Source organism: Cupriavidus sp. 22TCCZM04-2, from assembly GCF_057798895.1.
In genome coordinates, this window is sequence record NZ_JBYOJS010000001.1 from 202,749 (window position 1) to 225,577 (window position 22,829).

General features: G+C 62.0%; 19 protein-coding genes, 1 tRNA gene and 1 pseudogene. 12 read left to right on the top strand and 9 right to left on the bottom strand.

Annotated elements, in window-relative coordinates:
* Positions 1-43 precede the first annotated feature (43 nt).
* Positions 44-1,102: a transglycosylase SLT domain-containing protein gene (locus tag AC3FKG_RS00945; protein ID WP_483708918.1), complete on the bottom strand. Its 1,059-nt coding sequence runs from the start codon at positions 1,100-1,102 to the stop codon at positions 44-46.
* Between the two features lie 638 nt (positions 1,103-1,740).
* Between AC3FKG_RS00945 and ubiD the strand changes: the two genes are divergently transcribed.
* Positions 1,741-3,270 (top strand): 4-hydroxy-3-polyprenylbenzoate decarboxylase, encoded by a 1,530-nt coding sequence (gene ubiD, locus AC3FKG_RS00950; protein ID WP_488742185.1) that lies wholly within the window; start codon positions 1,741-1,743, stop codon positions 3,268-3,270.
* 110 nt (positions 3,271-3,380) lie between these two features.
* Positions 3,381-5,393, top strand: a complete 2,013-nt coding sequence (locus tag AC3FKG_RS00955; RefSeq protein ID WP_488742186.1) for an acetoacetate--CoA ligase — start codon at positions 3,381-3,383, stop codon at positions 5,391-5,393.
* A 20-nt stretch (positions 5,394-5,413) separates the two neighbouring features.
* On the opposite strand, the gene AC3FKG_RS00960 is transcribed toward AC3FKG_RS00955, so the two are convergent.
* Positions 5,414-6,067: a glutathione S-transferase family protein gene (locus AC3FKG_RS00960; RefSeq protein WP_483708923.1), complete on the bottom strand. Its 654-nt coding sequence runs from the start codon at positions 6,065-6,067 to the stop codon at positions 5,414-5,416.
* Between the two features lie 230 nt (positions 6,068-6,297).
* Here AC3FKG_RS00960 and AC3FKG_RS00965 point away from each other — a divergent pair, with 230 nt between their 5' ends.
* The gene (locus AC3FKG_RS00965) at positions 6,298-7,512 is read left to right on the top strand and encodes a polyhydroxyalkanoate depolymerase (RefSeq protein WP_483708924.1); all 1,215 of its coding nucleotides are present in this window, start codon (positions 6,298-6,300) and stop codon (positions 7,510-7,512) included.
* Between the two features lie 73 nt (positions 7,513-7,585).
* Entirely contained in the window at positions 7,586-8,488 is a 903-nt protein-coding gene (locus AC3FKG_RS00970; RefSeq protein WP_488742187.1) for an aldose epimerase family protein, read from the top strand.
* Between the two features lie 27 nt (positions 8,489-8,515).
* Here the strand turns inward: AC3FKG_RS00970 and AC3FKG_RS00975 are convergent, their stop codons facing one another.
* Positions 8,516-8,893 (bottom strand): DUF5594 family protein, encoded by a 378-nt coding sequence (locus tag AC3FKG_RS00975; RefSeq protein ID WP_488742188.1) that lies wholly within the window; start codon positions 8,891-8,893, stop codon positions 8,516-8,518.
* A 191-nt stretch (positions 8,894-9,084) separates the two neighbouring features.
* Here AC3FKG_RS00975 and pgi point away from each other — a divergent pair, with 191 nt between their 5' ends.
* On the top strand, positions 9,085-10,704 hold the full coding sequence (pgi, locus tag AC3FKG_RS00980; protein ID WP_488742189.1) for a glucose-6-phosphate isomerase: 1,620 nt from the start codon (positions 9,085-9,087) through the stop codon (positions 10,702-10,704).
* 621 nt (positions 10,705-11,325) lie between these two features.
* Here the strand turns inward: pgi and AC3FKG_RS00985 are convergent.
* From AC3FKG_RS00985 to AC3FKG_RS00995, 3 genes and pseudogenes are all read right to left on the bottom strand, one after another.
* Entirely contained in the window at positions 11,326-12,924 is a 1,599-nt protein-coding gene (locus AC3FKG_RS00985) for a hypothetical protein (protein ID WP_488742190.1), read from the bottom strand.
* A gap of 325 nt (positions 12,925-13,249) precedes the next feature.
* Positions 13,250-13,472: pseudogene (locus tag AC3FKG_RS00990) on the bottom strand (plasmid related protein).
* A 138-nt stretch (positions 13,473-13,610) separates the two neighbouring features.
* Complete coding sequence (locus tag AC3FKG_RS00995) at positions 13,611-13,763, bottom strand: hypothetical protein (protein ID WP_488742191.1); 153 nt, start codon at positions 13,761-13,763, stop codon at positions 13,611-13,613.
* 580 nt (positions 13,764-14,343) lie between these two features.
* Between AC3FKG_RS00995 and AC3FKG_RS01000 the strand changes: the two genes are divergently transcribed.
* The 5 genes from AC3FKG_RS01000 (at position 14,344) to trmB (ending at position 18,708) form a co-directional block, all read left to right on the top strand.
* Positions 14,344-14,964 (top strand): hypothetical protein, encoded by a 621-nt coding sequence (locus AC3FKG_RS01000; protein ID WP_488742192.1) that lies wholly within the window; start codon positions 14,344-14,346, stop codon positions 14,962-14,964.
* 216 nt (positions 14,965-15,180) lie between these two features.
* A tRNA-Gly gene (locus AC3FKG_RS01005) sits at positions 15,181-15,255 on the top strand.
* Between the two features lie 182 nt (positions 15,256-15,437).
* Positions 15,438-16,427: a glycosyltransferase family 8 protein gene (locus tag AC3FKG_RS01010; protein WP_488742193.1), complete on the top strand. Its 990-nt coding sequence runs from the start codon at positions 15,438-15,440 to the stop codon at positions 16,425-16,427.
* A 54-nt stretch (positions 16,428-16,481) separates the two neighbouring features.
* Positions 16,482-17,816 carry an O-antigen ligase family protein gene (locus AC3FKG_RS01015; RefSeq protein WP_488742194.1) on the top strand — a complete coding sequence of 445 codons (1,335 nt, stop codon included), beginning with the start codon at positions 16,482-16,484 and terminating at the stop codon, positions 17,814-17,816.
* A 109-nt stretch (positions 17,817-17,925) separates the two neighbouring features.
* A complete protein-coding gene (trmB, locus tag AC3FKG_RS01020; protein ID WP_488742195.1) occupies positions 17,926-18,708 on the top strand; it encodes a tRNA (guanosine(46)-N7)-methyltransferase TrmB in 783 nt (260 codons plus the stop codon).
* Positions 18,709-18,787: 79 nt separating this feature from the next.
* On the opposite strand, the gene AC3FKG_RS01025 is transcribed toward trmB, so the two are convergent.
* From AC3FKG_RS01025 to AC3FKG_RS01035, 3 genes are read right to left on the bottom strand one after another with little or no spacing between them, the layout of a single operon-like run.
* Positions 18,788-19,669 carry an undecaprenyl-diphosphate phosphatase gene (locus AC3FKG_RS01025; RefSeq protein ID WP_483708934.1) on the bottom strand — a complete coding sequence of 294 codons (882 nt, stop codon included), beginning with the start codon at positions 19,667-19,669 and terminating at the stop codon, positions 18,788-18,790.
* Between the two features lie 60 nt (positions 19,670-19,729).
* A complete protein-coding gene (locus AC3FKG_RS01030; protein ID WP_483708936.1) occupies positions 19,730-20,290 on the bottom strand; it encodes a DUF1439 domain-containing protein in 561 nt (186 codons plus the stop codon).
* A gap of 56 nt (positions 20,291-20,346) precedes the next feature.
* Positions 20,347-20,634: a YkgJ family cysteine cluster protein gene (locus AC3FKG_RS01035; RefSeq protein ID WP_483708937.1), complete on the bottom strand. Its 288-nt coding sequence runs from the start codon at positions 20,632-20,634 to the stop codon at positions 20,347-20,349.
* A gap of 249 nt (positions 20,635-20,883) precedes the next feature.
* Between AC3FKG_RS01035 and AC3FKG_RS01040 the strand changes: the two genes are divergently transcribed.
* Both AC3FKG_RS01040 and AC3FKG_RS01045 read left to right on the top strand, forming a co-directional pair.
* On the top strand, positions 20,884-21,705 hold the full coding sequence (locus AC3FKG_RS01040; RefSeq protein WP_483708939.1) for a TetR/AcrR family transcriptional regulator: 822 nt from the start codon (positions 20,884-20,886) through the stop codon (positions 21,703-21,705).
* Positions 21,702-22,820, top strand: a complete 1,119-nt coding sequence (locus AC3FKG_RS01045) for an efflux RND transporter periplasmic adaptor subunit (RefSeq protein ID WP_488742196.1) — start codon at positions 21,702-21,704, stop codon at positions 22,818-22,820. The genes AC3FKG_RS01040 and AC3FKG_RS01045 overlap by 4 nt, the downstream gene beginning before the upstream one ends.
* The last annotated feature ends 9 nt before the right edge of the window (positions 22,821-22,829 follow it).

Sequence of the window (22,829 nt, forward strand, 5' to 3'; positions counted from 1 at the left end):
GCACCCCGCGGGGTGCTTTTTCATGTGAAGGGCAAACGACGCCTCAGGCGCTCTGCTGCGTATTGCTCGCCGCCTCAAGCTTATCGCCGTTCGGGCGGTGCTCCGCCTTGCCGTCGCCAGCCTTCTCGGCCTGCGTGTCAGCCACGCGCACACCCAGCAGCTGGCGCAGGCGCGCGCGCTCGGCGAGCACCTTGGCACCGTAGCCGCCGTCGGTATTGGTAGTGGAGCCCACGTAGTACTTCAGGCCGCCTTCGATCGAACCGGCACGGGCGATGCAGTCCTTCAGCACCAGCGCGCCGATCTTGATATTGGCGTACGGATTCAGTGCGGCGGCCACGCCACCGACGGCTTCGTACTTGTCCTGGTGCACCTTGGTCATGACCTGCATCAGGCCCTGCGCGCCGACGCCGCTTTCGGCATACGGGTTGAAGCTGGACTCGATCGCGATCACGCCCAGGATCAGCAGCGGGTCGATGCCGACCTCGCGGCCGGTCATGTAGGCGGCCTTGACCAGTTGCGCGGTGGCCTGCGCCGCCACGCGGTACTTGCGCGCGATGTAGTCGGCCACGGCCGCCTGTTCGCGCGCGGTGCCGAGCGCGCTGGTGCTGCGGGCGTCGAGCGCCACGCGGGTCACCGGGATCTGGGCCGCCAGGTGGGCCACGGATGGCACCTTGGCGGCGGACGCCACGCTCCATTCATCCACGCCCGAGACGCTCGGCAGGCCAACGCGGCCGCGACCGAGCTTGGCCGCCGCCACGTCCGCCGAACTCGAAGGCACGGCAGTGCTGGCGATGACCGGCACAGGCGCGGGAGCCGCGGCACCCACCAGCACGGCCGGCGCTTCGTCGCCGGCCAGCATGGCCGCCAGCGTGGTGCGCCATTCCTGGCTCAGCGACAGCGAGACGGCCGAAACGACCGATACCACGCCCAGACAGTTCAGGGCGTACTTCAAAGTTGTGCGGCCCCCGCGCAAGGCGCGGCCCGCGACCGGATGCGCAAATCGGAACTGAAATGCCCGATTCACTCCGGGTACCGGCGTTCGGAGGCGGACCTGCAATGCCCGCCCGATGCCGGGAAGATGAAGGGTTTTCCAACCGCTCATGCTTACCTCCATCCGTTGCCCGCTGCGCGCGCCAGACAGCGGCACGCACCCGATCTCAACGTACTCAAGTAAGGATGCTGCGCTGCCTAGCAGTGGCAACCAGCACCTGTTGGTGGGCGCTCCCCATGCGCCCAACTAGAAACAGGGCACGCTCTTGGGGGAGCACGCCCTGCCACGGACAACTCAAACGCTCCGGCGAGCCGCCAGAGGGCGACCGGTCAGGCCTCGCGGGCCCGCGCAACCGGTCTGGATGGAGGAATCTTTTGCTCACAAATTTTTATGTGCGCCCCTTGACACAAGGGCAGATTCCATGTTGCAACACAACATTCCATCGAGCAGACGCGATTGTAGGAACCGTTTTATAACCAGTCAAGCATAACGATTGTTTATAACCATACTTTCAGTTATTAGTAACAAGCCATGCGAGGCCGCGCATACGCCACCCGAATGCCGGGATTCGTAGGCCACGCCTAGGCCTGCCCCGATTCTGACGACGCTTGGGCAGGCAAAAAACTTACAATTTGCGTTGACGCAAACAATCGTTTTTTTTGCCGTGATGCCCGTGCGTGTGTATCGTGGCACACATCGCATGCCGCCACCGGCGCCGCGGCGACGCCGCATCAGGACCAGAATTCACTATGCAATACAAAGACTTGCGCGATTTCATCAACCAGCTTGAGCAACAAGGGGAACTGCGGCGCGTCGGCACGCCGGTGTCTCCCGACCTGGAGATGACGGAGATCTGCGACCGCCTGCTGCGTGCCGGCGGGCCGGCCGTCCTGTTCGAGCGCCCGGCAGGCGCGGGCGGCCAGGACGGTATCTATAGCGTTCCGGTGCTCGCCAATCTGTTCGGGACGACGCGACGGGTGGCACTGGGCATGGGCGCGGAATCACTGGAAGACCTGCGCGACATCGGCCGGGTGCTGTCGGCCCTGAAGGAGCCAGAGCCGCCGCGCGGACTGCGCGAGGCTGGCAAGCTCTTCACGCTGGCCAAATCCGTCTGGGACATGGCGCCCAAGCGCGTCGGCAGCCCCGCGTGCCAGGAGATCGTCTGGGAGGGCAATGACGTGGACCTGGCGCGCCTGCCGATCCAGACCTGCTGGCCGGGCGATGCCGCGCCGCTGATCACGTGGGGGCTGGTGGTCACCAGGGGGCCGCACAAGAAGCGGCAGAACCTGGGCATCTACCGCCAGCAGGTAATCAGCCGCAACCAGGTCATCATGCGCTGGCTGGCCCACCGGGGCGGCGCGCTCGATTTCCGCGAGCACGCGCTGGCCAATCCCGGCAAGCCGTTCCCGATCGCCGTGGCGCTCGGCGCCGATCCGGCCACGATCCTCGGCGCGGTCACGCCGGTACCGGACACGCTATCCGAATACCAGTTTGCCGGCCTGCTGCGCGGCAGCCGCACGGCGCTGGCCGGATGCCTGACGCCGACGCTGTCCGAACTGAGCGTGCCGGCTTCGGCCGAGATCGTGCTGGAAGGCCATATCCAGCCAGATCCGGCGCATCCGTCGGGTTATCAGCACGCCCTCGAAGGACCGTATGGCGACCACACCGGCTATTACAACGAGCAGGACTGGTTCCCGGTCTTCACCATCGATCGCATCACGATGCGGCGCGATCCGATCTACCACTCGACCTACACCGGCAAGCCGCCAGACGAACCGGCGGTGCTCGGCGTAGCGCTCAACGAGGTGTTCGTGCCCCTGCTGCAAAAGCAGTTCCCGGAAATCACCGACTTCTACCTCCCGCCCGAAGGCTGCAGCTACCGCATGGCACTGGTGCGCATGAAGAAGCAGTACGCCGGCCACGCCAAGCGCGTGATGTTCGGCGTGTGGAGCTTCCTGCGGCAGTTCATGTACACCAAGTTCATCGTGGTCGTCGACGACGACATCGACGTGCGCGACTGGAAGGAGGTGATCTGGGCCATCACCACGCGGGTCGATCCGGCGCGCGACACGGTCATGGTGGAGAACACGCCGATCGATTACCTGGACTTTGCGTCGCCGGTGTCCGGGCTGGGCTCCAAGATGGGCATCGACGCCACCGACAAGTGGCCGGGGGAAACCACGCGCGAATGGGGCCGCACGATCAGCATGGACCCGGCCGTCAAGGCCAGGGTGGACGGCATGATGGCCACCCTCTTCGACCGCCCTGCCGGCGCATGACGCCGGGGGCGAGTATCCTGTCAGGCTGAACCTCGGGGAGGCGCGAGATGCACCCGCCCCCGATCGACCTCACCATCCGATGCCCGCGACAGACGGTGCCAGGAGGAGACATGACCACCCTCGCAGAAGGGAAATTGATGTGGACGCCGCCCGCCGCATTCCGCGACGGCAGCCAGCTCGCGCAGTTCATGCGCTGGCTGCAGCGTGAGCGAGGACTCGCGTTCGATGACTACGCCAGCCTCTGGCAGTGGTCGGTCACCGAGATCGAAACCTTCTGGGAAGCGGTGCGCGCGTACTTCGACGTGCGCTTCGACACGCCCGCGCAGCGCGTGCTGGACCGGCGCGTCATGCCCGGCGCCCGCTGGTTCGAAGGCGCCAGCCTGAACTATGTGCAGCAGGTGTTCCGCCACGCCGGCAGCGGACCGGCCCGCCAGCGTGCAGCCATCCGCCACGCGGGCGAGAATCGTCCGCTTAAAGACATGAGCTGGGATGTGCTTGAAGCACAAGTCGCGTCGCTCGCACATGCCCTGCGCGAGATGGGCGTCGGCCGTGGCGACCGCGTGGCGGGCTACCTGCCGAATATTCCCGCGACGATCATTGCCTTCCTCGCCACGGCGAGTCTAGGCGCGATATGGTCGGGCTGCGCGCCGGACATGGGCCAGGTCGCCGTAATCGACCGTTTCCGCCAGATCGAACCGAAGGTGCTGATCGCGGTGGATGGCTACGGCTATGGCGGCAAGCACTATGACCGCGCGCCGGTCGTGGCGGACCTCGTTGCCGCCCTCCCGTCGCTCACAGACGTGGTCATCGTCCCGCACACGGGCAACCCGGTCCGGGCGCGCGACGGTGTAAGCGCCCATGCCTGGCACGACGTGCTGTCCCATGGCGTCCCGCTGGCCATCGAGTCCGTGCCGTTCGACCATCCGTTGTGGATCGTCTATTCGTCGGGCACCACCGGCATGCCCAAGCCGATCGTGCATGGCCACGGCGGCATTGTCATCGAGCAGCTCAAGCTGATGGCGTTCCATAACAACCTCGGCCCCGACGACGTCTTCCACTGGTACAGCAGCAGTGGCTGGATCATGTGGAATGCGCAGGTCGCCGGGCTGCTGCTGGGCACCACCATCGCGCTCTATGACGGTAATCCGGCGTGGCCCGATGCGGGCGTGCTGTGGCGCTTCGTGGACGACGCGCGCGTCACCGTCTTCGGCGCCGGCGCCGCCTTCTTCACCAACTGCATGAAGGCCGGTGTCGAGCCGGCGCGCATCGTCGATGTGTCGCGGCTGCGCGGACTGGGCTCGACCGGCTCGCCGCTGCCGGTGGAAGCCTATGACTGGATCTACCGCCACGTGCGCAGCGATATCTGGCTGGCACCGATGTCGGGCGGCACCGATTTCGCCGGTTCCTTCGTCGCTGGCTGCCCGTTGCTGCCGGTGGTTTCGGGCGAGATGCAGTGCCGCTGCCTCGGCGCCAGGGTGGAAGCCTTCGACGACAGCGGCAAGGCGCTGATCGACCAGGTCGGCGAGCTGGTCTGTACCGAGCCCATGCCGTCGATGCCGCTGTTCCTGTGGGGCGATGCCGATGGCAAGCGCTACCGCGACAGCTACTTCGACACCTATCCCGGTGTCTGGCGGCACGGCGACTGGATCAAAATCACGGCGCGCGGCGGCGCCATCATCTACGGCCGCTCGGACGCCACCATCAACCGGCACGGCATCCGCATGGGCACCAGCGAGTTGTACCGCGTGGTGGAAGAACTGCCCGAGGTGCTGGACAGCATGGTGGTCGACCTGGAGTACCTGGGGCGGGAGTCGTACATGCCACTGTTTGTGGTTCTGCGCGACGGGGTTGTGCTGGACGATGCGCTGCGCGAAACGCTGCGCGGCCGCATCCGGGACGCGCTGTCGTCCCGCCACGTCCCCAATGAGATTCTCCAGGCGCCGGCCGTGCCGCGCACGCTGTCCGGCAAGAAGATGGAAGTGCCGATCAAGAAGCTGTTGCTTGGACATGCGCCGGACAGCATCGCGAACCGCGACGCCATGGCCAACCCGGACAGCCTGGACTGGTACTTCGGCTACGCCGCGCGATACCTGGCGGCGCGGCAGGCGGAGGCCGCCGCCTGACCCGCACGAGCCCGCCGAACTCAGAACTCGACATCGAGTTCGCTGATTTCGTCGGGCTCCTCGCGGGCTGCGGCAATCCATTCCTGGAGTTCCGGCATGGCCAGGATCTGCTTGCAGTACTCAACGGGCACCGGGTCCAGCATGACCCCATACGTGACGAAGCGCGTCACCACCGGCGCATACATGGCGTCGGCCATCGTGCGGGTGCCGAACAGGTAAGGGCCGCCATACCGCTCCAGGCATTCGGTCCAGATTGCGGTGATGCGGTCGATATCGGCCTGCGCGCGCGACCAGACTTTCAGGCCGGGGAACTGCCCCTTGAGGTTCATTGGCAATGCCGCGCGCATGGCGGCAAACCCTGAATGCATCTCGCCGCAGATCGCGCGGCAATGTGCGCGCGCGGTGCGGTCGTCTGGCAGCAGCCCCGCCTTGGGAGAGATCTCGTTAAGGTACTCGGCAATCGCCAGCGTGTCCCAAACGGTCACGCCCTGATGGCGCAGGCACGGCACCAGGATCGATGGCGAGAGGAGCAGGATCTCCGCGCGCACGGCCGGGTCGTCCGGCGTCACCAGCACCTCCTCGAACTCCAGGCCTGCAAAGCGCGCCAGCAGCCATCCGCGCAGCGACCATGAAGAGTAGGTCTTGCTGCTGATGGTGAGTGTGGTCTTGCCCATCTCGCCTCCTTGTCGCCCGTCGCGGCGATCAGCACGATACCGGCCATCCGGCTCTACGCACCCATGCAGTGCAGCGGACCAGCACCAGCGTGAAGCCTATGCGCCTGCCACGCCACCAGCATTCCATTCGGGTCAACCTGGCCAAGCGGCGTGCAAAGCTTGTGCCACCATTGATGCGGATGGCATATATATTGCGCATAGCGGGGCCACGGATTCACGGGAGGCGAGCCATGCTGTACCAGGCGTACCAGACCTACGCGGACATGATGCACCCAGGCTGTACGCTGGCCGGTCTCACTGCATCCATCCTTGCCACCAACCCGAGTGCCGCCGGTACCGATTCCATGCGTTCGCTATGGGCAGCCTGCGAGATCCTGGCGCTGGCACGCCTGACCCACCACCGTCCCGACTTCGGTATTGACAGCGTAGTCGTCAATGGCGTGCCCGTGCAGGTTTCCGAGGAAGTCGTCGCGCGTACGCCATTTTGTTCGCTGCTGCATTTCCGCCGCCACGGCATCGGCGGGCAGCCCCGCGTGCTGCTGGTTGCGCCGATGTCCGGCCACTTTGCCACCCTGCTGCGCGGCACCGCGCAGACTATGCTGGCCGACCATGACGTCTACATTACCGACTGGCACAATCCGCGCGATATCCCGCTGCTTGCCGGCCGCTTTGGCTTCGACGAGTTCGTCGGGCACCTGATTGCCTTCATGCACACACTTGGCGGACACACGCACCTGGTCGCCGTCTGCCAGCCAACCGTCGCCGCGCTGGCCGCTGCCGCGCTGATGGCCGAGGACGACGACCCGGACCAGCCGCCCAGCCTCACGCTCATGGCGGGTCCGATCGACGCGCGCGTCAATCCGACCAAGGTCAACGAACTGGCCATGGCCCGCCCGATCGAGTGGTTCGAGAGCAGGCTGATCGGCTTCGTCCCGCTGCGCTTTGCCGGCGCACTGCGCCGCGTCTACCCGGGCTTTGTCCAACTGCTGGCCTTCATGAGCATGAACCTGGAACGGCACGATCAGGCGCTGCGCGAGATGCACGCGCTGCGCTCGCGCGGCGAACATGAAAAGGCTGACGCTATCCAGGACTTCTACGTTGAGTACTTCGCCACCATGGACCTCACGGCGGAGTTCTACCTTGAGACTGTCAGTCTGGTATTCCAGCGTTTCCTGTTGGCGCAGGGACTGCTGGAAGTGGGCGGACGCCTCGTATCCACGCGCGCCATCCGCCGCACGGCACTGCTGACCGTGGAAGGCGAGCGCGACGACATCTGCGCCATCGGCCAGACCATGGCCGCCCAGGACCTATGTAGCAGCCTGCGCCCGACCCTGCGCATGCACCATGTGCAAACCGGCGTGGGGCACTATGGCGTATTCAATGGCAGGCGGTGGGAGACCCAGGTCTATCCGCTGGTCCGCGACACGATCTATATGCGGGATTGAAGCGGATAGGGGCGCCGCAGCACGGCGGGCAGCCACGGCGCATACAATGCGCAGTCCAACATCGGACAAGAGCATGGCCTCGCTACCCATCGAACGCTTTCAGGACCAGGACCTGGTCCGCATCGGGCAAGATGAAAACTACCTGTTGCTCGCGCCGCGGCATGGCGGACGGCTGGTGCGCTGGGTGTTGTGCGGGGAGGACATCTTGTACTGGCCAGACCAGGCCGACTGGAGCCGCGCAGCGAAGATCCGCGGCGGAAATCCGCTGTTGTTTCCGTTTATCGGGCGGCACTTTGTCAATGGCAGTCCCGGTCAATGGCGCGATTCGCACGGCACCTTGCACATGCTCGCCCAGCATGGCTTCGCACGCGATCTGCCCTTCGACATCACCACCATCGATGCAGACACCGCGATCACGATGACGCTGCGCGACAGCGATGCAACACGGGCTGGATTTCCTTTTGCGTTCGCCTTCGACGCAATCTATGCCCTGCTGCCCGATGGACTGGAAGTCACACTGCGCACCACCAACACAGGTACCCAGCGGCTGCCGTGCTACCCCGGCCACCACTTCTACTTCGCGCTGCCGCACACGCAGCGCGCCTCAGCCTCGCTGACGCTGCCACCGGCCGACCGCGTGCGGCAGTTGCCCGATGGCCGGCCCAGTCCGGCCGAAGCCGGCGAGGCCACATACCGGCTCAACGATCCGCGCCTGCAGGACACCTTCCACGTATTCCATGGCACCGCTGGCGCCACGATGACAATCTCTGGCCGCACTATCGCCTTCGAACTCGATCTATCCGGCGGCGCACCATGGCACGCCGTGACGACTTGGTCCGAAAGCGAGGACTCAGACTTCTATTGCGTCGAACCGTGGGTGGGACTGCCCGATGCGATCCACCATCGGCAGGCTCTGCGCTGGATCGAGCCCGGGCAGACAGAAAACGCGGTTTGCCGGTTGCGCGTGACCGGATGACAGGCCAGGCCCCGGCGGCGACGGCGCTCAATGCTCGAAGTCCAGGCCGCCAATCAGAATCGAAAGCTCCACCTGCGACAGCGAGTCAAAGTCGATGCCGCGCGGCTCCTGCCAGGCTCGCAGCTTGCCGGGTAGCGCCGCCAGGTAGGCGAGAAAGCGCGCCTCGCCCCCGGCACCGAACAGGCGCTGGACTTCCAGTCCGTCCCAGGCCAGCGTGATATCAAGCGTAAACCGATGGCGCTGCAACTCCGGAGGCCCTTCGCCCGTTAATTGCAGTCGCGCGGGGCAATCGGGCGAATCGGCGGGCAAGGTGTGGAGTTGCACCCGCCTGTACAGCCCTCCAATGGTGCCGACGATGCGCGGCAGGCATTCGACTTCGAAGCGGGCGAAGACGTCCGGGGTCAAGGTAGGGGTCCTGGCGTTGAGGGTTGACGGCAATGGCATAGGCCACCCACGTGCCGAATGTCAGCAACTATACGCCAGCCGGCGTCACGATAACGCCGCGACTAGGCGTGATCGAAACATGACACGCTTTATACTTGCAAGGCTCGGAGATTCCCGGGCATCAAAGCTCCTGCAACGAATCTGTGCCCCGCATGCCCACCAACCTTCACGCCTGGAACTCCCTCCTGCAGCATCACGATGCCATTTGCGATCACCAGATGCGAGATTGGTTTGCCAAGGGCGGCGAAAGTCGCGTCAGGCAGTTTTCGCTGGAAGCGGCCGGCCTGTATCTGGATTACTCCAAGAACCGGATCACCCCGCGGACCATGCAGTTGCTGCTGCAACTGGCCGATGAGGCAGGTGTCCCGGCTCGTCGCGATGCCATGTTCGCCGGTCAGCATATCAACTCGACGGAGGACCGCGCCGCATTGCATGTTGCACTTCGCGCTACCGCCGGTGCCGGCTTTAAAGTTGACGGCGTACCTGTGATGTCCCGCATCCAGAGCGTCCTGGTCCGCATGCGCACGTTTTCCGAGGCGGTCCGCAGTGGCGCGTGGACCGGCACCACCGGCGAGCGCATCACAGATGTCGTGAACATCGGCATCGGTGGCTCTGACCTGGGCCCGAAGATGGTGTGCCGTGCGCTAAAAGGCCATTCTGGGCCGCGCATGCATTTCGTATCGAACGTCGACGGTACCGAACTAGCTGAAACCCTTGAGCGCCTCGATCCGCATCGGACGCTCACGATCGTCTGTTCGAAAACATTTACCACGCTGGAAACTATGGCCAATGCGCACAGCGCACGACAATGGTATCTCGCCGATGGCATGGCCGAAGACCAGCTGGCTCGACACTTCGTTGCGGTGTCGACGAACGTGGAAGCCGTACGCGCGTTCGGGATCGACCCGACCAATATGTTCGAGTTCTGGGACTGGATTGGCGGCCGCTTCTCCCTCTGGTCCTCGGCAGGTCTGTCGATTTCGCTGGCAGCAGGCTTCAATGCCTTTGCCGACCTGCTGGCGGGTGGCCGCGCCATGGACGAGCACTTTCGCACCGCGCCGCTCGAACGCAACATGCCTGTCGTACTGGGCATGATCGGCATCTGGTACCGCAACTTCTTCGACCTGCCGACCAGCTGCATGGCGCCCTACTCCACTTCGCTGGAGCTATTCCCGGCGTTCCTGCAGCAGCTGGAAATGGAGAGCAACGGCAAGTCCGTGCAGCTCAACGGACGGCGCGTGCCTACGCATACCTCGCCGGTGGTGTGGGGTACTGCGGGCACCAATGGCCAGCATGCATACTTCCAAATGATCCACCAGGGATCGCAGATCGTGCCGGTCGATTTCGTCGCCCCGCTGATGGCGCCTCGGGAACTGCCCGGCCATCATGCCAAGCTGCTGGCCAACTGCTTCGCCCAGGCCGAGTCTCTGATGCGCGGCCGTTCCGCCGGGGAGCTGCGCGTGGCCGGCGTGACCGACGAGTTGCGCATCGCCCATATGGTTTTCGAGGGCAATCGCCCCAGCAATACGCTGCTGATGGAAGACCTTACGCCACACGTGCTGGGTGCTCTGATTGCGCTCTATGAGCACAGGACCTTCGTGCAGGGCGTGATCTGGAATATCAACTCCTTCGACCAGTGGGGCGTGGAGTTGGGCAAGATCCTGGCTCGCCCTATCGAAGCCGAATTGAACGGCGCCGAAGCCGGTCAGCACGATGAGTCCACGGCCGCCCTGATTGCCAGGGCCCGCGGCGTGCTGGCGCGAGACGGATAAACCTCGATCGCCATCCATTCATCGCTGGCAAAAGCATGGGACTAGAACTACGTCGACTCGCTGCGCGCATTCAATCCCAGAACCAGCAAGACTGCCAGCACCTCAAGTGAGCCTTGGCTGTGCGATCACCCAACTGAGGTCGATAATTGCCCATGGGCGCCCCCAATCTCAAATGGATGAAGCGGGCTTTGGCGGGCCCTTGTGCTGAAGCGTGGATAAGCAGGTTCGGCGCTTGTAATACTTTGTGACATTGACGGTCCCAGCCCGTTCAATAGAGTGGCAGCACCGCGAGCACTCCCAACGCACAGCTTACTTCCGCGAGAAGCCTTTGGAAGCCACTGAGGTCTACTGGAATCGGGTATGCCCCCTTTGAGGGCGACTTCGACTTGGAGTTTGTATGCTCCGTAGAGACTGGCCTCGCGGGGTGGGGCGCGATATTCCGGCGATTCCGCTCAGCCGAGCATGTTGACTGCAGTCGTCAGAAACCAGCCAGCCGCCGCGCAGATGCCAACCCACCCGCCGCAAATCAAAAATATTTCTCGCCAGCTCATAGGCTCTTGCCAAAGCCGAAGGAGTCGAACTTGAAGCACATCATTATTTTGCTGTCGATTCTCGCGAACCTCACTCGCCCTCGAATCGCACGCATCCCTTGCAGCCAAGATCGTGCTCCAGCAGGTGGCGGCGCATGGACAACGGGAACTTGAATTCCTGATCCACATCAGCAAACTGAGCGTCTTTTGCGACCGCGCCTGATACCACGCTAGCCCGAGTCGCTTCAACTGCCGCGGTCCATTTGTCTTCCGTGCTGAGCTTGATGTGCGGCCAGAGTTGGGGCATGAAGGTCAGGACAAAGACCGTTGTCCCTGCAGCAGCCCCGGCCGCCGCTAGACTGAGCAATGGCGCGACGCCGCGACGCAACAGCATGGCCAACCCGAACACGCCGGCGCCCCCTAGCATGAAGAGATAGAAAGCCGGGAAAATCACATACCTATTGCCGATGAAGTAAGCCAGCAGCGACGCATCGTTTTGCTCAGTCCTCATCCGGAACGTCACCAGTGCAACGTAGATTACCAGCGCAAAGAACGGGAAAGCCAGCAACGCGAAGGCCGTCAGGAAGCGCCGGTCTTTCGTGGCGCGATACCGTGCAGCCATGGCGCCGACACCCCACATGCCAGTCAGCAACAGGCCCCACCCATACGCCGACTCAATGCGGCCGGTCCGCAGGTCGGGCCATTGGAAACCGCCGTTTGCCCACAGCGCGCGGGCGCCGGCGTAGACCGAGTCCATGAAGATCCAGCCGAACCGGATCAGGTTATCCGCGATACGGAGCGGTGCGCCGGTAGGTGATGGCGTCTTAGCACCAATCACCATGATCACGCCATGCACTGCCGTCAGCGCCGTCGAGATGGCCAGCCAGCGCAGCGCGTTGCGCGTGCTGATCGCCGGATCGTCACGCAGCAACCACAGCAGCGCGGCACCCGTTGCTAGCGCACTGGCGCTGGTGGATGCCCCCACGCCGAAGACGTGCATGGTCCCGTAGGACAGCATCAGGAATGCGGCAAAGTGGAACGTCTGGGGCGTCCGGATAAACTGCAGCATGGCGGCCGCCGCCAGCAGCATCCCGGCCAGCATGATGAACTGCAACACCATAAAAGGCCAAGTCACCAACTCGATCATGAGCGGCTGCCACAGCAGGAACACCGCAGCACACGCGCCAATCCAAGCGGCACACACCCGCCCGATGTCTGCCGCCATGGAGATGCGAAAGGCGAACCATCCAGCTGCGGTGCCCAATGTTCCGCAAACGATGATCTGACGCCAGAACCAAGCAGTCTCATTGCTTCCGAATAGGCGAGCCTGGGCTAGTTCTGCAAGAAAGGCCAGAGGGGTAAAGTGCCCGTTGTATGACCGGAAGACGTATAGGTCGCAGAAGACCTTGATGCGCCTCCACCCCGAGAAAACGGTGTCGAGATAGAAACCACTCTCCGCTCGGAGGAATGCAATAGAGATGCCGAGGTGGCGGCAGTACAGGCCAAAGGCGACGGAAAACAAAGCCGTGCTTAGAATGAACAGGACGGCGGCCTGATAGTGGGCGTTCTTATTTTTCATGCGCCGGATTATAACTATGGCGTTGGATTTCCCTTCGGCTGCCATCCGCACATCCTTCGCGCCGGCACGGTTGTGCGCGAGGATTGCGCGAGCGGCATCTTCGGTCAGCACATCCGCCTTGTGGATAGGCGCCGTCCAGTCGCAAGCAGTAATAGGGGAACTTTCTGCCCTGCTGGATCGAACCGCAGCTCGGAAAGAACATCTTGGCAGCTCCTGCACTACCTGCTGGTTGGCGAGAGCGGCAAAAAGCTGATGCAGCCGGCACTGCGAGGGCCTGGAAGCCGATGAGCGGGCCCTTGTGATCAGCTTTGTCCAGCAGTTCACGGAACTACTGCGATCCAAACACACTGCGCGCGGTCAGCGTCGCAAGTGAATGCTCACGTGAAACCTTAATGGGTTCTACCGCTGGTAGTACAGGTCCGTGATATGCCGCCCATCAATACTCATCAGGCAGAAGCAATGTGGTAACGCTCCGATCTGCTTCCGTGATGATCCAGACCCGCACGCCGGCGATGTCATACGCGGATAGGATGCGCCAGCCGTGCGACTGCCAAGTCGTTCGCTTTCACGTCCTCGGCAGGCACCAAGCCCCAATCACCGCGGGCGTGCCGTGCGAGATACGGAACCGGGCGGATTGAGCACTGAGCCAGGTGGGACATCACACCTTGTGTGGCAACAATCTGCCCGAGGGGAAGGAACTCGGCTGCCGCCGGACTTCGGCGAAATCTTCGATGGTGGATTTTTGGCGGAAGACATGATGTACTCGTCCTTGTGAGATTGGCCACTCACACGGGTACCTACTGCCCTTGCCGGCTGTAGGCAATCCAGATCCGCTGCACCATTTCTCCGGCCAGTTCCCCTCTTTCGAAGCCGGCGATGTCCTCGCACAGCAAATGCAGCCGGTCAATGAACTCAGCGCAGGAGAGATAGACCCCGAAGTGTTCGCTCACAATCTCCGCAAGCGCCTATTGTTGGCCTGCGGACAATGCGGGAACGCGGGAATTGGATGAGGTAGCCATCCGGGCACCTTCCTACGACCACACCGGACAGCACAACAACCACAGCGTGTAGCCCCACCGTCGAGGGGAAGAGAACACAGTGCGTAGTACCGCAGAATCACTGCAGGAAAAGCCAGTGTCCAGTCCGGGCATTTGCTGCCGCCCCTGCCTGCAGGGCCCGTCAACGCCCATCCGTCAAACCGCAAAGAAAAAAGCGATGAGCATCTACACGATTCCGGGGGGGGTGAGATCCATGTGGGCTCCCTGCCCAGCGGAGTAAGCTTGGCTTGCAGTGTTGCTGGCCAGCACTTCGGAAAGTGGGAGCCACGGTATCAGAATTGGGTCGTTCCCTCCCGCAATAGCATTTCACTGAAGAGAGACCTTGCATTAAAGGCAAAGCAAATCTCGTAGCGTATGCGGGGGCAATATCGCTTCAGCACAGATAGGATAGACCAAAAAATAATATGAGCGAAAAAATTACACAATTACACCAGGAGGATGCTGGCAATGATTCCTTTGAGCAGCCAGATGCTTGGGATGTTTTGAAGAGCAAGTTGGCATTAAATTTGAAGAGCAGTTTGTTAACAGCGTTGGGCCATCAGTATTCTCTAATGTCTTTTGGGATTATTTGAGGTGGACATGGAACGGTGCCGTGGGTATTAAATGGGAACCAACAACGGCATACGTTAAAGCTTTGGCAAAAAGGAAGGATGTATTGATTGACGAGATTTCCGATGCTCTGGAAACTCCCATGCAGCATCTCCACAAAGCAATAGCCAGCGATAGCACCGTAAAGATATTTATTAACAGACCAAAAGTTAGCGATATTCTGACATTTGATAAAGAAACATTGGACTACGTAACGACGCGAGAGGAATCCACCGAAACAGAGTACATAGTCGGAAATATAACCAAATCAAATGTACTCAGTGTATTTGGGCGACTGTTTTCTGACGAAGAAGAGAGAGTCATTTCTTTTAGTTTTGCCGATGGAGAAAATCGCAGAGTCCGAGATCTTGCCATCAAGTCGATGCAAGAGCACGAGAAGGAAAGCAAAGGAAAAATGAATCTGCTTGTTTCAAAGGTCATTAGTGCTCACGGTGTCGTGAAACGATACATCGTTCATGACATCCTTGAGATTAATAAGAGATGACGGGATAGACGCCCTCCGATAGCGTATTGGTGTCCGGAAGGACTGGACGAGGCAGCGCATCCGAAGGCGCACCCGCTTCGCACGGCGCGATCACGACGGGGCGCTGCCGGGCGAAGCGAATGCAGCATGCACGGCAGTAGTGGATACACTTTCGCATGCAGCGAACACATCACATGCTTGCATTCCCCTTGGAATCCCGCGTAGAATTGCGGGTTCGCGGGCGTCGTATAATGGCTATTACCTTAGCTTCCCAAGCTAAAGACGTGGGTTCGATTCCCATCGCCCGCTCCACCGCCAAGCCCATGGCGTGCGTCACAGGCCCCAGACAAGCCGATTGGTAGCAGAGAGTTGGGGACCCCACTTTGCTGCCGGTTCATTCACTCGCGGTGATTTTTCCCCGCATTCGCAGCCTCGGGCGCCCCATCGGGGCTACCCATACTTCACACGGCTCGTCCATTACCAAAGGATGCCAAGTGCCATCTGAACTGCAAGATGTATCTGTCCTGCACGCCCGCAAGAAGCCGGTCCACGTGGCATTCGGCGTGGATGCTGGCTACTATCGCGGCATGGGCGTAACCATCACGTCCGTCGTGGAAAACAACCCCGGACTGGATTTTGTCTTCCATGTTTTCGCCTTCTCCATCACAGCAGACAATGAGGAGAAGCTAGAGAAGCTAGAGAAGCAGTATGGCATCACCGTCCAGCTCCACCTACTGGACACGGCCACGCTCGACGATTTTCGCCAGTTCCCGTGTTTCAGCAAGCACTCCCTTGGTACCTTTATCCGCTTGCTGATTCCGTCCATGCTGAGAAGTATTGCGGATCAAGTGTTGTACCTGGATGCCGATCTGCTTTGCTTTGGCGACCTGTCCGACCTCATTGCGATCGACCTCGGAGACTGCATCGCCGCAGCGGTCGCCGATGAGAAGGACACGACTGTTAGGACGCAGATTCCGACGCTGGGTCTCAAACATGGCCACTACTTCAATGCAGGCGTCATGTACATCGATGTGCAGAACTGGATTGCCGCTGACGTCCAACAGGTTGCGCTGAAAGCGCTCACAACGTTGGACATGCGATTTGCGGACCAGGATGCCCTCAATATCGCGCTCGATGGCCGGGTGAGGTATGTTGATATGAAGTGGAACTATCGCTATCACCTCGTGGACTACCTGACACGTGGCGAGACGAAGCTGAACGTTGCACAGCCTTACGTCTTCATGCACTTCACCGGCCCGGTAAAGCCGTGGCACAGCTGGTGCCTGCATGACATCCGGGAATTGTTCACGGAAATCCAGTCCCGTTCGCCATGGGCGAAATCGCCACTTGACGATCCCGGAACCACGCGGGAACTGAAACTGTTCTCCAGATTTCTGATCACACAACACCGTATTGCCGAAGGCATCTACTGGCATTGCCGTTACCTGAAATCGCGGCTGATGCAGAAACGGAAATCCACATAAGGCTCTTGCCGACGAACTACAGTTTTGCGCAAGTCAGTGCAGACCAAGAAGAGAATGACTCAACAACTTGATCAAAGCCTCACTTCAACGGCTTCATTGTCGGGCTTTGTTTCCATGGAAAGGGACACCGCGGGGTTCCGCCTCATAACCCGACTTGCCGCATTCGTTCTTGTGGCGTTTTACGGCCTAGCGTTGATCATCGATCGCGCGGCCGGAGTGCTCTACGGCTTTCTAATTGTATTTGGCCTAGTGGCACTCGTCTATCGGTGGAAATCACAGAGCGCACTACTTGCCAGTCAGATCAGGCGTTACTGGCCACTTGCACTGGCAATGAGCGGTCCAATGTTTGCGGTACTCGCAAATGAAATTTCGAGACTTCGATTCGTAAGCCGAAGCCTTGACGCGCCATCTCGACTCGCGCTATTTGCTTTGGTCCTCTGGTCTGTTTCCATCATCCCGGCCCGTTATCTACGACACGTGCAGTGGGGGTTTATAGCTGGCGCGATCTTATCCACCATTAAGATCTACCAACTCTCCCATGGTGGTGAGTTGAGATATGGGACCGACTTCATCCCCATCACCATTTTCATTGAAATGGCATTGCTGCTGGGAACATACAGCGTACTTTCCCTCTCCTGGAATTCAAGGCATGAAAGGGTTCAGATCTTACTGAAAATCCTGGCGGCAACGGCTATTCTATATGGCAGTTACCTTTCCCAGTCACGCGGAGCATGGATAACCATACCGGTATTCTGCGGAATCGCACTTTTCTCCAGCGGTATTCTAACGAAGGGCCGTAGGCTGACCATGGCATTTCTGATAGCGCTTGCGCTTGTCGGTGCAATGAGCCAGGCCCAACTGGTCAAGGACCGAATTGCCGTCGCTCGCACCGATATCCAGCAGTATGTAAGCGGGACCAACGTCGATACCTCTATAGGCTTCCGCTTTCAGCTATGGCGCGGTTCAGTCGTGATTTTCCGCGAGCATCCGATTTTCGGCGTAGGCGTTGAAAATTATCGAGACGCACTGGCGGACCTGAAGAATCGGGGGATCATTACTCCAGCAGCATCCGAATTTGCCCACTCGCATAATGAGTTCTTGTTTAATGCCGCAAGACTAGGCATATTTGGCATTGCCGCACTGCTTGCCTTGTACCTGGTGCCCGCATATTACTTTGCGCGAGAACTCCGACATCAGGACAAGGAAGTTCGAACCGCGGCCTGCATGGGCGCCTCCTTGTGCGCTGGCATATTTATACTCGGCCTGACCGACGTGGTCTTCCTTTGGTGGGAGATCTTTCCTTTCTATGCAGTGGGCATCGCCACATTCCTAGCACTCATCGATAAAAGAAAGGCCGCGCTGACAACAATGCAGACGCCATCAAGGTAGGCGACCGCCCACATTCAGTATCCCGTCCCTTAAGCTGAGCGGCGCCGCAAATGTCAATTGCCTGATGGTCATCATCTGTTGCGACTCGCGCGTCAACTTTATTGTTGCTATGGTTCCCAAAAATACCACCAGTACCGTACCGATTCCAGAAGATAGCGTTCCGCGTGCCCATAACGTTGAAGCGCCGTCCACGAACGACCCAGAAGGCGTAGCCCACCCCCGCCGCATCCGCTCCTTCGTCCGGCGCGCCGGCCGCACCTCCACCGGCCAGCAGCGCGCCATTGATGAAGTCGGCCCGCGCCTGCTAGTGCCGTACGTCCCTGAACCGCTGGACTGGGAAGCCGCATTCGGCCGCCAGGCCCCGTCTATCCTGGAAATCGGCTTCGGCATGGGCGAGACCACCGCGCATATTGCCCAACTGCGCCCGCAGGACAATTTCCTCGGCTGCGAAGTGCACGAACCCGGCGTGGGTGCCCTGCTCAAGCTCGCCGGCGAACGCGCAATCGAGAACATCCGGATCATCCAGCACGATGCCGTGGAAGTCATCGCGCACATGCTCACCGAGAATTGCCTCGATGGCGTGCATATCTACTTCCCCGACCCGTGGCACAAGAAGCGCCACAACAAGCGCCGGCTGGTGCAGCCGCCGCTGGTGAAGCTGCTGGCCGGGCGTCTGAAGCCGGGAGGCTACATCCACTGCGCAACCGACTGGGAAGAGTACGCACACCAGATGGTGGAAGTGCTGGCTGGCGAGCCGACCCTGGAGAACACCTCCTCGGCGGCCGATGGCTTTTCGGAGCGGCCGGAATACCGGCCCATCACCAAGTTCGAGCGCCGCGGCGTGCGGCTCGGGCATGGCGTCTGGGATGTCGTGTTCCGCAAGCGCGGCTGAACGACTCGACGACTCGATCGGCACAAACAAAAAGGCGTGGCCAAAGTGCCACGCCTTTTTGTTTCCTGCCTCCACCGTATCAGGCGTGCCAGGAAATGAGCCCAGTGTACGCCGTCGCCAGCACGATGATGCCGAACGCAATCCGGTACCAGGCAAACGGCTTGAAGTCGTGCGTGGCAACGAAGCGCAGAAGCCAGCGCACACACAGGAATGCGGACAGGAAGGCGAAGACGAAACCGATACCGAAGATGCCGAGGTCGTCAGCAGACAGCAACGCGCGGGCCTTGTACAGCTCGTACACCGTCGCCCCGAAGATGACGGGGATGGCAAGGAAGAACGAGAACTCGGTCGCCACCTGACGCGACAGGCCAAACAGCATGCCGCCGATGATGGTCGCGCCCGAGCGCGACGTGCCCGGCACCAGCGCAAAACACTGGGCAAGACCGACCTTCAGGGCATCACGCCAGTTCAGGTCATCGACCGATTCGATGCGCGGCGCACCGGCCTTGGCGGCTTGCAGCAATGCATTGCCGCGCGGACTGCTCACTACGGCACGGCGGCCCTCGCGCCATTCGGCCAGCAGGATCACCACGCCGCCGACGATGAAGGCCAACGCCACCGTGATCGGGTTGAACAGATGGGCCTTGATCCATTTGCCGAACACCAGCGCCAGCACGATAGCCGGCACCGTCGCGACGATGACGTTGATGGCGAAACGCTGTGCCTTCGGGTCCGTCGTCAGACCGGCCAATACGTTACCGATGCGCCGGCGAAACTCCCAGCAGACCGCCAGGATGGCGCCGAACTGGATGACGATCTCGAAGATCTTGCCCTTTTCATCATTGAAGTCGAGCAACTGGCCGGCCAGGATCAGGTGGCCGGTGCTCGATATAGGCAGAAACTCGGTCAGTCCTTCGACGATGCCGAGTATCACGGCTTTCAGGGCAAGTACGATATCCATGGATGAGGTCGTTTAGGCGGGGACATGCCCGAGCTTGGCCGGGCAATGCCTCTCTATGGCTCAGGGGCGATTGATCTTGACGTTGATGCCGTCCGACAAGACCGTGATTGTACCGGGCTCGACTTCTCGTCCCACAAGGCGCAACTGGTCCGGCCGGAAGGTGTACAGCGCGTAGCCCTGCAGGAACTGCTCAGCCACGATTCCACCGAGCGCGTTCACCTGGCGCGAAAACTGGCCAGGCAGTCCCTGCACGTCGAACTGCTGGACTTCCGGATCCTGCAGCACGATTGAATGGCTCGGCGCGTCGTAACGCAGCCCGCTATCCAGCGCGAACCGGCCCGCCAGCGCCTGGCGGAAGAACAACTTGTTGTCAACGGTGGCATCGAACTGCAGGTTGACACGATTACGTACCGGATCGAGCGTCAGGCGCGGGTTCGACAACTGAATATCGAATAGCTCCAGGTAGCGCTTGCTGAACGGAAACTTGTGGTCCAGCGCCGATTGCAACTGGCTCTGCGAGAAGGTGTATTCGTTGCCGAACGAACCGCAGGCGCCCAGCCAGACAGTCGCCACGGCAGCGGCGATGGCGCCTGTCCAGCGCCGCCGTGAAATCCCGATCATATTGCCTCCGATGGAGTGGTTTGCGCCGACCGGCGGGCAGCCCGCGCAGGCTGTGTTCACGCGCCGCCGCGGGCAGGCGCGGTCAGGATCTCGAGTTCCGTCAGCCAGCGCAGCGCGGATTCGCGGGAATCGCCGCACATTTCGGCGGAGGGTTGCAGCCCGCCGCAAAAGGCCGGCCGCTCGAGCCGGCCGAAGACCGCGCACCTCGCATCCGGCAGCAACTGCGCGCAGCGAACTCCGGCCGGCTTGCCGTTGGGCATGCCGGGAAGCGGTGACGCGATCGACGGCGCGATGCAGCAGGCGCCGCAACCGTCACGGCAGGAAATGTGAGACTGGCAACTCATGGGAATGGTTCAGCAAGCCGCGTCCAGGCGCGGCAAAGGCGCGGCAAAGGCGCCATTGTGCCCGATTACGCGCCGGCGCTCGCCGGTCCGGCACAGCCCCCCATCGACGGCATCAAGCATCACTTGTTGCAGGATTGCCGCGCCATGCTCCATAGGCAGGGCGAACCCGGGTTGACCGCCCCCCATGCCAGCCCTACATTACTGACCGAAAAGTTATTAATATCCCGCCCCCTCCGCTTCTCACCAGACATGGCAATACCCGGCAAAACCTCCGTGGTCGATCACTCCGCCCACCGCAAAGACGCCGAAACTCCACGCTGGAGCCGGCGCAAGGCCGCCCGCCCGCAGGAACTGGTCGCGGCCGCGCTTGGCTTGTTCGTGGAGCGCGGCTATGCCGCCACGCGCCTGGAAGACGTGGCTGCGGCCGCCGGGGTCTCGAAGGGGACGGTGTACCTCTACTTCGCCAACAAGGAAGAGTTGTTCAAGACCGTGGTCCGCGAAAACCTGGTGCCCGCGCTGGCACGCGGCACGGAGCTGGTCGACCGCTTCGAGGGCCCGACGCCGGAGTTGCTGCGCGAGCTGCTGCGCGGCTGGTGGGGGCTGATCGGCGCCACGCCGGTGGCGGGGCTGACCAAGCTGGTCATGGCGGAGTCCGGCAACTTCCCCGACATCGCGCGCTTCTACCAGGAAGAGGTGATGGTGCCCGGCGATGAATTGTTCGCGCGCGTGCTGGCGCGTGGCGCGGAGCGCGGCGAGTTCCGTGCCCTGCCCCCCAATCCGGCCACCACGCTGGTCTGTGCGCCGCTGGTCTTCCTGATGCTCTGGCAGCGCTCGTTCGGCCTTTACGGGCACAAGGAAATCGATCCGGACGCGTACATCGACAACCTGCTCGAAATGCTGCTGTTCGGCCTGACGACCGGCGAAACGCGCGACCGCCCGTTGCCGCCGAAGTCCGGGCCCTACGTCTGGGAAAAGATCCGCGACGAGATGCAAGCACAGCGGCTGGCGCAACGCACCGACGAGCCGGAGGCGATAGCAGCCGCGGCCGCCGCACAACAAGACAAGACATGAAGCGAAACAAGAAGATCCTGATTGCCGTGCTGGGCGCGATCGCCGTACTCAGCGCCACCGCCGCGGTGCGCAAGGCCGGCAGCGCGCGCCAGGCTCAGGCGTCGGCGCAGGCCGCGGCGCCTTCCGTGGTGGAATTCCTTCAGTCCGACCTGGTGCAGGCGGGCACACGCGACCTGCAGCTTGCGCTGCCGCTGTCCGGCAGCCTGCGCGCGCTGAACCAGGCCTCGGTCAAGGCCAAGGTGTCGGGCGAGGTATTGCAGGTACTCGTGCGCGAAGGCGAGGCCGTGCGCGCGGGCCAGGTCATCGTACGCATCGATCCGACCGAGTACGAGGCCAAGGTCGCCCAAGCCCGGGGCCAAATGCTGGCGGCGCGCGGACAGTTCGAGAACTCGCGCCAGACGTGGGAGCGCAACCGCGAACTGGTCGGCAAGGGCTTTATCTCGAAGACCGCGTTCGACAACTACCAGTCCAACCTTGACGTGGCGCGCGCCAACCTGGACGCCGCCCAAGGCGGCCTGGCCGTCGCGCAGAAGGCGCTGAACGACACCGTGGTCAAGGCCCCGCTCGACGGCATGGTCGCCGCGCGCGCCGTGCAGCCCGGCGAAAAGGTGTCGCCCGACACGCGGCTGATCGACGTGGTCGACCTGCGTGTGCTGGAACTGGAAGCGCCGATCCCGATGGCCGACGTGGCGCGCGCGTCGGTGGGCCAGTCGGTGCAGCTGAATGTGGAAGGCGCCGGGCAATTCACCGGCGCGCTGGTGCGCATCAACCCGGCCGTGAGCCAGGGCACGCGCAGCATCATGGTCTACGTGCGCGTGCAGAATGGCGACGGCAAGCTGCGCGCCGGCATGTTTGCGCGCGGTGCGCTGGTACTTGGCGAGCGCAGCGGCGTGGTGTCGGTGCCGGCGTCTGCCGTGCGCAGCGACGGCGACCGTGCCTTTGTCTACGTGGTCGAGAATGGCTTGCTGGCCGAGCGTGCCGTGCAGACCGGCGTGCGCGACGAAGGCAGCGCCATGGTCGAGATCACCTCGGGGCTGGCCGCAGGCACCGAGATCGTGCGCAACAACCTGGGCACGCTACGCAGCGGCAGCCAGGTGCGCCGCGTGAAAGCCTGAGGACCGCGC

Bases quoted from the DNA above. Each gene is read 5' to 3' on its own strand.
- AC3FKG_RS00955 (WP_488742186.1), top strand. From the start codon at position 3,381: ATGACCACCCTCGCAGAAGGGAAATTGATGTGGACGCCGCCCGCCGCA.
- trmB (WP_488742195.1), top strand. From the start codon at position 17,926: ATGGTTCCCAAAAATACCACCAGTACCGTACCGATTCCAGAAGATAGC.
- AC3FKG_RS01040 (WP_483708939.1), top strand. From the start codon at position 20,884: ATGGCAATACCCGGCAAAACCTCCGTGGTCGATCACTCCGCCCACCGC.
- AC3FKG_RS00960 (WP_483708923.1), bottom strand. From the start codon at position 6,067: ATGGGCAAGACCACACTCACCATCAGCAGCAAGACCTACTCTTCATGG.
- AC3FKG_RS01015 (WP_488742194.1), top strand. From the start codon at position 16,482: ATGACTCAACAACTTGATCAAAGCCTCACTTCAACGGCTTCATTGTCG.
- AC3FKG_RS01025 (WP_483708934.1), bottom strand. From the start codon at position 19,669: ATGGATATCGTACTTGCCCTGAAAGCCGTGATACTCGGCATCGTCGAA.
- AC3FKG_RS01030 (WP_483708936.1), bottom strand. From the start codon at position 20,290: ATGATCGGGATTTCACGGCGGCGCTGGACAGGCGCCATCGCCGCTGCC.
- AC3FKG_RS01035 (WP_483708937.1), bottom strand. From the start codon at position 20,634: ATGAGTTGCCAGTCTCACATTTCCTGCCGTGACGGTTGCGGCGCCTGC.
- AC3FKG_RS01045 (WP_488742196.1), top strand. From the start codon at position 21,702: ATGAAGCGAAACAAGAAGATCCTGATTGCCGTGCTGGGCGCGATCGCC.
- AC3FKG_RS00945 (WP_483708918.1), bottom strand. From the start codon at position 1,102: ATGAGCGGTTGGAAAACCCTTCATCTTCCCGGCATCGGGCGGGCATTG.
- ubiD (WP_488742185.1), top strand. From the start codon at position 1,741: ATGCAATACAAAGACTTGCGCGATTTCATCAACCAGCTTGAGCAACAA.
- AC3FKG_RS00970 (WP_488742187.1), top strand. From the start codon at position 7,586: ATGGCCTCGCTACCCATCGAACGCTTTCAGGACCAGGACCTGGTCCGC.
- pgi (WP_488742189.1), top strand. From the start codon at position 9,085: ATGCCCACCAACCTTCACGCCTGGAACTCCCTCCTGCAGCATCACGAT.
- AC3FKG_RS00965 (WP_483708924.1), top strand. From the start codon at position 6,298: ATGCTGTACCAGGCGTACCAGACCTACGCGGACATGATGCACCCAGGC.